The 8,986-nt window shown below is 48.8% G+C and carries 7 protein-coding genes and 1 pseudogene; 5 read left to right on the top strand and 3 right to left on the bottom strand.

All coding sequences use genetic code 11. From position 1 onward, the window contains the following. The 3 genes and pseudogenes from IQ256_RS27420 to IQ256_RS27410 all read left to right on the top strand — a co-directional run. A pseudogene (locus tag IQ256_RS27420) lies at nt 1-359 on the top strand (photosystem II D2 protein (photosystem q(a) protein)); the annotation flags it as partial. 246 nt (nt 360-605) lie between these two features. Next, the gene (locus tag IQ256_RS27415; protein ID WP_193858869.1) at nt 606-3,233 is read left to right on the top strand and encodes a choice-of-anchor Q domain-containing protein; all 2,628 of its coding nucleotides are present in this window, start codon (nt 606-608) and stop codon (nt 3,231-3,233) included. A gap of 242 nt (nt 3,234-3,475) precedes the next feature. Then, on the top strand, nt 3,476-5,026 hold the full coding sequence (locus IQ256_RS27410; RefSeq protein WP_193858868.1) for a GAF domain-containing protein: 1,551 nt from the start codon (nt 3,476-3,478) through the stop codon (nt 5,024-5,026). Nucleotides 5,027-5,081: 55 nt separating this feature from the next. Here the strand turns inward: IQ256_RS27410 and IQ256_RS27405 are convergent, their stop codons facing one another. The 3 genes from IQ256_RS27405 to IQ256_RS27395 form a co-directional block, all read right to left on the bottom strand. Next, nucleotides 5,082-5,618, bottom strand: a complete 537-nt coding sequence (locus IQ256_RS27405) for an NADPH-dependent FMN reductase (RefSeq protein WP_193858867.1) — start codon at nt 5,616-5,618, stop codon at nt 5,082-5,084. A 96-nt stretch (nt 5,619-5,714) separates the two neighbouring features. Next, nucleotides 5,715-6,953 (bottom strand): MFS transporter, encoded by a 1,239-nt coding sequence (locus IQ256_RS27400; RefSeq protein WP_193858866.1) that lies wholly within the window; start codon nt 6,951-6,953, stop codon nt 5,715-5,717. Nucleotides 6,954-7,234: 281 nt separating this feature from the next. After that, nucleotides 7,235-7,951, bottom strand: a complete 717-nt coding sequence (locus IQ256_RS27395) for a heme oxygenase (biliverdin-producing) (RefSeq protein ID WP_193858865.1) — start codon at nt 7,949-7,951, stop codon at nt 7,235-7,237. A 250-nt stretch (nt 7,952-8,201) separates the two neighbouring features. On the opposite strand from IQ256_RS27395, the gene IQ256_RS27390 reads away from it, so the two are divergent. Beyond that, nucleotides 8,202-8,468, top strand: coding sequence for a hypothetical protein (locus IQ256_RS27390; protein WP_193858864.1), 267 nt, complete (start codon nt 8,202-8,204; stop codon nt 8,466-8,468). 121 nt (nt 8,469-8,589) lie between these two features. Then, on the top strand, nt 8,590-8,986 hold a 397-nt coding region (locus IQ256_RS27385), incomplete at its 3' end, for a hypothetical protein (RefSeq protein WP_228025342.1).

Below are 8,986 nucleotides of genomic sequence, written 5' to 3'. Positions count from 1 at the left end.
CGTTTGAGCCGACTCAGTCAGAAGAGACGTATTCGATGGTAACGGCGAACCGATTCTGGTCGCAGATCTTCGGTATTGCGTTCAGCAACAAGCGCTGGCTGCACTTCTTCATGCTGTTCGTTCCAGTGACGGGGCTATGGATGAGTTCGATTGGTATTGTCGGTCTAGCGTTGAACTTGCGAGCGTATGACTTCGTATCGCAGGAGATTCGGGCAGCCGAAGACCCAGAGTTTGAGACGTTCTACACGAAGAACATCTTGTTGAATGAAGGTATTCGTGCGTGGCTAAGTCCTCAGGACCAGCCGCATGAGAAATTTGTATTCCCTGAGGAAGTCCTTCCTCGTGGTAACGCACTGTAAGTCTTAGTTTTGACTGATTAGTCTTGACTAACTAGTTACAGCGTTTCTTTTAAGCCCCTAGCTCGATGTAGAGCTAGGGGCTTTCGTCACATTTGGCTCAGGTCTGAAGCCAGCTTGGCTGCGCCAGCTATAAGCAAATTCGTGTTGCAAATTCGTGTCGCTTTCCGCATTTGTACATAGCAGGTCTGCCAAATGAACTAGGCAAACTTGATATGTCGTTGAACATTGACGGGTGTAGACACAGCTTTGAGTATTCTTTTTGTCGATCAAAATTCGGTAGGTGGTGACGGTAGTGCTTGGAACCTGGCCTACCAGTCTCTTAGTTCGGCGCTAGAGAGTGTCCAAACGGGTGATCAAATCTGGATCGCGCAAGGCGTTTATCTACCCGGCTCTAGCCGCAGCGATGCTTTTGAGATCAAGGCGGGCGTTAGCATCTATGGCGGATTCGACGGGACAGAAGTCAACTTATCAGAACGGGACTGGCAGCAGCATCTCACTATTTTGAGTGGCGATATTGGCACTGCAGGAGAAGATAGCGACAACAGCTATCACGTAGTTGTGAGTGATACCAATGAAACTGCCATGCTAAATGGCGTCATCGTAGAAGGCGGCAATACCGATGGCGCGACTGGAAACGACGATGGTGGCGGCATCTATAACCGGCAGTCTTTGACGATTGAGAACGTTATTGTTCGAGACAACCAGTCCGCTGATGATGGGGGTGGCATTCGTAATGATGGCGATCTGCTGATTGTTAATAGTGCGATCGCCAACAACTCAGCCATAGAAGGCAGTAGCCAATTCAGCGGTGGCGGCGGCTTAATCAACACCATCGGAGCCTCAGCGACTATTCTCAATAGCACTTTCAGCGGTAATGAGGCGCTCAACGGCGGCGCTATCCGCAATGACGGGACGCTATCACTAGTCAATACGACCATCAGCGGTAACACTGGAACGCAGAGCAGCGGCGGGATTCTAAACACGATCTCGCTCGACCTAATGACGCCAGCGATCGCCTCCTTAGTCGGCGTGACGGTGACCCAAAACTCAGCGCCGAGTAGTGCAGGCATCTCGAACGTTGGCTCTATCACCGTAGCTAACAGCATTATTGCTGGCAATCAAAACGATGCAGACTTTACTGATGTCTCGTTCGGTAGCAGCAGCAACGGGAATAACATAATTGGGAACGGTGATGCCGTCGCCGGATTTACTAATGACTTCAAAAACGATCAAGTAGGGACAAGTGCCCTTCCCGTTAATCCGCTTCTCGGCGAATTACAAAACAACGGCGGATTCACACAGACGCATTTGCCCGGCGAGAACAGCCCGGCAATTGATAGCGGTAACAACAACTTGCTACCAGTCGATAGCGAGGACTCGGATAGCGATAACAATCGTGACGAAACGCTGCCAATCGATCAACGCGGCGTCGGATTCGATCGTATCTTCAATAACACGGTAGATATTGGCGCAGTAGAAGTCGGTGAAGAGGTCGTGAATGAGCCGCCTAGTGCGATCGCCGTCCAACCGATTGTTGTTTCTCTACCCGAAAACGCAGATACCAGCAGCGCCATCAAACTTGCTGAAATCACTGTTACCGATCCTGATGAAGTCGGTATCAACCAATTGAGCCTCGCCGATCTTCAATCAGGCGATTCAGACATCTTTGAAATCATAGACAGCCAGCTATTTCTCAGAGCCAATACGCTGCTCGATTTTGAAACCCAAAGCTTTTACACCATCACCTTGCAGGTGGACGATGAAACAGTCGGCAATACGCCTGACGCCTCTATCGACTTCGATTTTCTAGTCACCGATGTCAATGATAACGAAATTGGTGTGCTCGAACCTATTAGCAATCAACTGCTCAACGCCTCAATCAGCTCGGGAATGGAGGGCCAGCTAGACATTTCCGTAAGCGAGACCAACACGCAGCAGCTCAGTGAAGTCGTGGTTGCGATCGCTGACGAGGCGGGCCAGGTGAATGGCATTTTACCTGGTGAGACGGGTTACCTAGACGCGCTAGTTTCTGAGAGTCTGAGCATTTTTTCTACGCTAGAACCCGGAACATTTGAAGGGCTAGAGTTTGCCAGGCAGATTGCTCTAGAGGGCAATAACTTCTTGCAATTTGGCATTATCACAAGCGGCACCTTAGACAGCGTACGCCAGGGCGGAGCGGGTACTTTCCAGATTGGGCCATCCATATCAGAAATGCTTGGGGGCATCAATAGCGGGATTCTGCGCGCTGAAGCCCTGGGCGGTGCCAAAGTAAAATTAGGATTCGATCTAGGCGGTGGTGCGGGCTTTGGCGATCTGATATTGACGGCTCAGTTACAGGCTGCCGACGAACTCTTAGGTGCAGGATTGCAAGGTGGCCTAGAATCCGAGCTAATCGATCTAAGGTCGGTATCGGGCATGGTGACTGCCGATATTATGGTCTACCGTGAAGCGGCGTTTGATAATGTCGTTGGCTTCTTTACGGTAGAAAACGCTGAAGGGCAGGTGCGAGACCAAGGTGGAAACTTGCTCAGCGTCGGCGAAGCGGGCTATGTCACCGCAGCGATCCAAAAGCGAGTAACGCCCGATCTGACCGGAGAAAATGGCAGTGTGAAGACCTATAGCACTCAGATAGCGGGCGGCCAGCTACTGTCCAGCTTTATAGTCAGCAATGGTGCGATCGCCGATCTACTCGACAGCGGCATGACGAACGATCCAGATATTTACTTCACCCATATAGGTGCAAATAGTGATGGCGCTGATCACGTGCGCCTGCTAGGTAACAACACCTTTGGATTTGAAGATCTGTCCGGTGGCGGCGACCAAGACTTTGACGACCTTGTGATCAAAGCGAGCTTTAGTCCCGTTCGTTTGTAGAGTGAGCACCAGTAGTGTTACCTACAGTATTCTTACATTGTTCTTTTGATCAAGGATTTTGAACTTCTTAGAGGCGTTGGCTCCTAATTGCTGACTCCTAATTGCCCCTAAAGAGAATAGGCGATCTCTTCTAAAGAGAAGGGAAACCTGTAGCTATGGCACCCGTTACTTTACTGCCATTATCCGACAACTGCATCCGACGCCGTCTATACTTTCATATTTGACCCAATCTTTTTTACCCCATGACTAACAACATCTCGGAGTCAAGTCAAACAGGAATATCCCGGCTATCTGCGGCAATTTATAAGGCACAGGCTGCTACAAATAAAAAGACAATCGCAGCTCAGAGCACATTTATAAAGATCACCAACCAGATCCGGCGATCGCTTGACTTTTCAGTGATTTGTCAGACGGTTACAACAGAAATGCGTCATATTTTGAACGCTGATAGGGTTGCTATCTACCAGTTCAATTCGGACTGGAGTGGCCGTTTCACTTTTGAGACAGCAGGCCCAGAGTGGGTATCTTTAGTTGAGGCGCAACAAGATAACGACCTAATATCTAAAAATGTCAGCAACTGTAGCGTCAGCTTACTAAACGCTTACGCTACAGCCGATACACATTTGCAGGCTACCTATGGCGGTGCTTTCGTTCAAGGAGAAGTATTCCGAATCTGCGAAGACATTTACGCTGCTGATTTTAGCGATTGCTACATAGAAGTATTAGAGAGCTATCAAGCTCGTTCCTATGCCATTATTGCTATCTACCTAGATAAACAGCTTTGGGGACTTTTAGCGGCTTATCAGAATTCTGAGCCTAGACAATGGAAAAATGAGGAAGTGCAGCTTTTAGTTCAAGTTGCTGAACAGCTCGGCATTGCATTGAAGCAGGCAGAATACGTACGCACTATTCATCAGCAAACGACCGAACTCAACGAGACAATACATCAGTTGAAACAGTCTCAGGCTCAGCTTGTTCACAGTGAGAAGATGGCTAGCCTGGGCCAACTGGTTGCCGGGATTGCCCACGAGATCAACAATCCAACCAACTTTATACATGCCAATTTATCTCATATCGAAAACTACGTCAGCAGCATACTCGCACTAGTGCAAGCGACTCCGAATATATCTAACAGTGGTATTGTTCCATCTCCTGAAAACGAGATTGATTTTATTATTGAAGACTTGCCCAAAATAGTGACCTCTATGCGTGTAGGCTCTACTCGCATCCGTAACATTGTAAACTCTCTTCGTAACTTTTCTCGTTTAGATGAATCGGGTACTAAGCGAGTTGATATCCATAAGGGGATTGAAAGCACACTTGTTGTACTTAGCTACCAGCTATCAGCCAGCAATGAACATCCTAGAATAGAAGTCATTAAGGACTACGGTGATATTCCCTCTATAGAGTGCGACCCTGCTCAGATTAATCAAGTCATCTTAACCATTCTGACTAACGCTATCTATAGTATGAAAATTGCTTGCCAGGCGGGCAAGATGGGCACTCACAGTTCATGCGAGTTACCTCAGCTACAAATCAGTACTCGAACGAATGATCTAAACCAAGCAGTCATTCGTATTCAAGACAATGGTGTAGGCATAGAAGAAAAGCACCAATCCAAAGTGTTTGATTACTTTTTTACGACTAAGCCTGTGGGTGACGGCTCAGGCTTAGGGCTAGCGATCGCGCGGCAGATTGTTGAAGATAATCACCAAGGAACGCTCAGACTAGACGAAGACATAGCGCAAGGCGCAGCATTCGTCATAACTCTGCCGATTAGTCGTAATCTCTAGCCCAAACGTGTCTAGCCCAAATTGCCGGAAGTCACAACCAACGCTAGGCTGCTGATTAACTCCTTAGCTTTTCTGTATTTTCAAAGAGGCTTTTGACAAAGGCGTCGAGCCGTTGCGACAGTTTTTCGTCCTTGAAATTGCCCTCAGAGTCGAAGGCATTCCATGCTTGCCCAACGGCGACTTGTTCAGGAATAACCCAGGCATGCACCCATCGCATGATCACCCGCAGGTCATTAAGCGCATTGCTGTTTGACTGGCCACCAAGTACGCTGATCATGCCAGTGACTTTGCCGTCTAGATGATCGAAGCTCATTAGATCTAGGACGTTCTTGATCACGCCACTGACGCTGCCATGATATTCAGGCGTGGCGATCACGAGGGCGTCTGATTCGGTGACGTGCGATCGCATCACCTCAACATCTGGGTAATCAGGATAGTCGCTACCGCCGTCGCAAAAGGGTAGAGCCATCTGCTTAAGATCCAAAACTTTCACCTCAGCGCCTCGCGATCGCAGCCGCTCAGCCGCTAGCTCCAGCGCCTGCATACTGTACGAATCTTCTCTGAGGCTACCGCCTATACAAACTACCTTCACAGTTCAACTCATCCTTCATTTCGACGTACATATAGACAAATAGCAGCTTCAGCTACAGCAGCAGCTTTTTAAGCAAACTTCTTGCAAAAGTCAGCTTTAAGTCTGACCCACTCTACTGCGAACCAGCCGACAGACTTGCTTTTTAGACGTCCACAAGATAGCACCGACCACCGCTAGAAGTACACCTGTCAACCCGTAAGTTGCGGTTAAACCAACAGCATTGCTCATGGGTGCAGAGACAATTGGCGATAAAAATTGGCCGAGGAACATAAAGGTTGTGAGTCCGCCTAAAGCTCTACCCCTGAGCGCATCGGGCACTTCGTTAGACGCCCAGACGTTGAGATTTGGCATAATCAGACCTAATCCAATTCCGATAGGGATTAGCACCAGCAGCATCAGCGAATAGCTGCTGACTAATCCGATGCCGATATAGCCAATGCCCATTAGTCCAAAGGCGATCGCCAGAATACTAATGAAGCTAAATTGCTGTTTGAATTTGCCATAGCTCATTGAGGCGAAGGCGCTGAAAAGGGTGGAAAGTGCGATCGCCAATCCGGTCTGAGTAGCACTCGCCCCTGTCAACTGCTCTAGATAAAACGGCATCTGTACTGGAATCAGGTAGAAAGCTAGCATCTGTAGCAAAGTCGCACCGTAGATCAAGATCAGCAGCTTTACTGGAAACGATGCGTTAGTGGATGATTCCGAAGTATCTGCTGGCTCAGCAGGGGTGCGATCTGGCTCATACAGCGCCGAGAGTATAGTCGGCACTAGCAGCCAAGAGAGCAGATAGATCAGGAATGGAAAGCGCCAGCTAAGATCGGCAATGAATCCGCCAACCGAAAGAAACAGAACACCGCCGAATCCCATAAAAGCCGCCTGCAAGCCCATGAAATTGGCCCTATCATCGCCTCGATAATAGTCAGCGATTAGTGTCGTCGCGCTGACCATCACCCCTGCTACTGCGATCCCTAGAAACGCTCTGCCAGCTAGAATTGCAAATACAGAATTGAGCCAGACGCCGGAGCTACCTGCTAGCCCATACAGAATTGCCGAGCCCAGCAGCAGTGGCTTTCGCCCTACCTTGTCTACCATTTGCCCAGCAATTGGCGAGCCCACCACAATGAACAGCGCCGGGACTGTCAGCACCAGCTTCACCCAAAAGTCAGCATTGTCGACGCCCGAGAAATGCGCCTGCATCGCTGGCAAGGAAGGTGCAATCGTTGCGCCGGACATCACCGTTAGCGTACTGGCTAGCAACAGAGTCGCTTTTATTAGCCACGAATCTGATCTGTTGTCTTGATGCTCCCTAGATTTACTGGAGACGGATTCTGTCATGAGCTGCGAATTGAAAGGAGCAGGAGAGAGACGTTCTGTTGATACCTCCGTTTACTTATATCGGTAGTCACAACCCTCAAACTCTCTCTAATGGTATATACATTGAATGGATAGATTAGTTTGGTCAGTTGAACAAGAAAAGAGCAGCCACTGATAACCAATAGCTGCTCAATCAATTCGCATATTCAATCTGTTTGTTCAACTGACCTATCTGTTCAAAAGACCTGTCTGTTCAAAAGACTTGTCTGTTCAAAAGGCGGAATAGAGTCTAATTGCTAGACTTAGCCTTCAGGGGCTAGCTCAGTGCTACCGCGACGCTGGCCGCCAGTCAAACTATTGAACAGCATGACGCCGACTGCTTTGATCAAGTTACCTTCTAGCTCTTGGAACAGAGCCATGTTGATGCCAAAGGCATCATTTGCTTCTTCTACAATCGCATCGGCCATAGCATCGTCTACAGGCGCTTCACTCAAAGAGGCCCGGTAGTTTTGCTTAAAGGCTTTTTCGTCTTCGATCGTCGGGAATTCGTAGAAAGAAACGCCATCGCTGCCAGACAGGTTCATTGCCCGCTGAGAGATAGTTTTCAAAATCTGCCCACCAGACAGATCGCCTAGATAGCGCGTATAGGAGTGGCCTACTAAAAGCTCTGGCTGAGTCGCAGAAATCTCTCGAATGCGCTCAACATAGCGCTTGCCAGCCTTGGTTAGCTGAATCTCATCGCGCCAGTTGGGGCCGTAGTAGAAAGCCAAATCTTCTTCTAAACTCTGCTTGCGGTTAAGTTCTGGAAAATAAATTTTAGAAACAACGGGATGATCTTTGTGCTTCTCTAGTTCTTCTTCCATCGCGCAGTAGATGAAGTAGAAGTTGCCTACTAGCTTGCGGTAAGACTTTTTCTCTACCACACCACGCAAAAAGCATCGAACAAACCCGACGTTCTCGGCCATAGTGTGAGCTTTTTTAGTGCCCTCACGGAGCTGGGTCGCTAAATTGTTGCTCATGTTTAAAGGTACTTAGTATGTTTCCTAAGTTTAAAGCTTAGAGGGGTGCTCTATCTAAGGAAAGATTTCGCAACATTTTGTCATGAGTGTAAGCATTATTACAGTCTTACTGCCAGAAGAGGATGAGGCAAGGTCACATCTCTGTCGAGATGAAGGCGATGCAGCTCCTCTTGGGGTTGAGGGCTGAAGGGAGCTTGTAAACTTAACTGTAGTCGGCTTGCGAATGCAAAAGTAAATGGAGCCTGCGGTGATGGTGATACGACAGCCTAAATACAGTAAAGAAGAGTTTGCGCGGCGGGGCGATGAGATCTATGAGTCGCGGGTTCGACCTCAGATTGATGCTGGCGATGCAACTCAAGGTGGATCGAATGATCGCAGAATTGTGGCTATAGATATTGAGAGTGAGGATTTTGAGATTGATGAAAATGAGATAGCGGCTTGCGATCGCCTAGAATCTCGTCGCCCTAACGCGCAGATCTGGATTGTACGTATTGGTTCTCGCTATGTTCGCCGATAATTATCGAAGCAGGCGGACAGGTAAAACTTCAAAGTGCGTCTGATAATACGCTATGAAAATTCACGATGGGTCTTATCAAAATTTGTCAGGATGAGGGCGGTTCTGCTGCTTTTTCCTTCGTATGAGCATTGATAACGATTTGCAGCCGATTGCTTCGATTACGGAAGGCGATCGCGCGCTTGACCTTTTCACTGATCGCTATAGCTTTACTCGTTTGCTGGCTGAACGGCTGAACGATCCGCCGAGGAAGGAGATTCTGTTCTTTCATGGGGCGGGGGGAAATGGCAAGTCGCTGCTGCTGAAGTATCTGCGGACGAAGGTGTGTAAGGGGCTGACGGCGGAGCAGTGGCAGCGGGCGAAGGGGAAAGAGGATGATGAGCTGGCGAAGGCGATAGAAGAGTTGCCAGCGACGGCGTGTTTGCCAGTGCCGACGGCGCTGTTGGATTTTGCGCCAGGGGCGAATCGGCGAGATAGCGATCCTTTTTATGGGCTGGTGAGGATTCGGGAGGAGCTGGCGG

Origin of the sequence: cf. Phormidesmis sp. LEGE 11477, assembly GCF_015207105.1 — a bacterium.
In the GTDB taxonomy this organism is placed as follows: Bacteria; Cyanobacteriota; Cyanobacteriia; order Phormidesmidales; family Phormidesmidaceae; genus Phormidesmis.
The sequence above is the reverse complement of the archived record's forward strand: the minus strand, read 5'-3'. Positions and strand labels throughout refer to the sequence as shown.

Coding starts and splice junctions, on each gene's coding strand:
- IQ256_RS27410 (WP_193858868.1), top strand. CDS start 3,476: ATGACTAACAACATCTCGGAGTCAAGTCAAACAGGAATATCCCGGCTA.
- IQ256_RS27390 (WP_193858864.1), top strand. CDS start 8,202: ATGGTGATACGACAGCCTAAATACAGTAAAGAAGAGTTTGCGCGGCGG.
- IQ256_RS27395 (WP_193858865.1), bottom strand. CDS start 7,951: ATGAGCAACAATTTAGCGACCCAGCTCCGTGAGGGCACTAAAAAAGCT.
- IQ256_RS27400 (WP_193858866.1), bottom strand. CDS start 6,953: ATGACAGAATCCGTCTCCAGTAAATCTAGGGAGCATCAAGACAACAGA.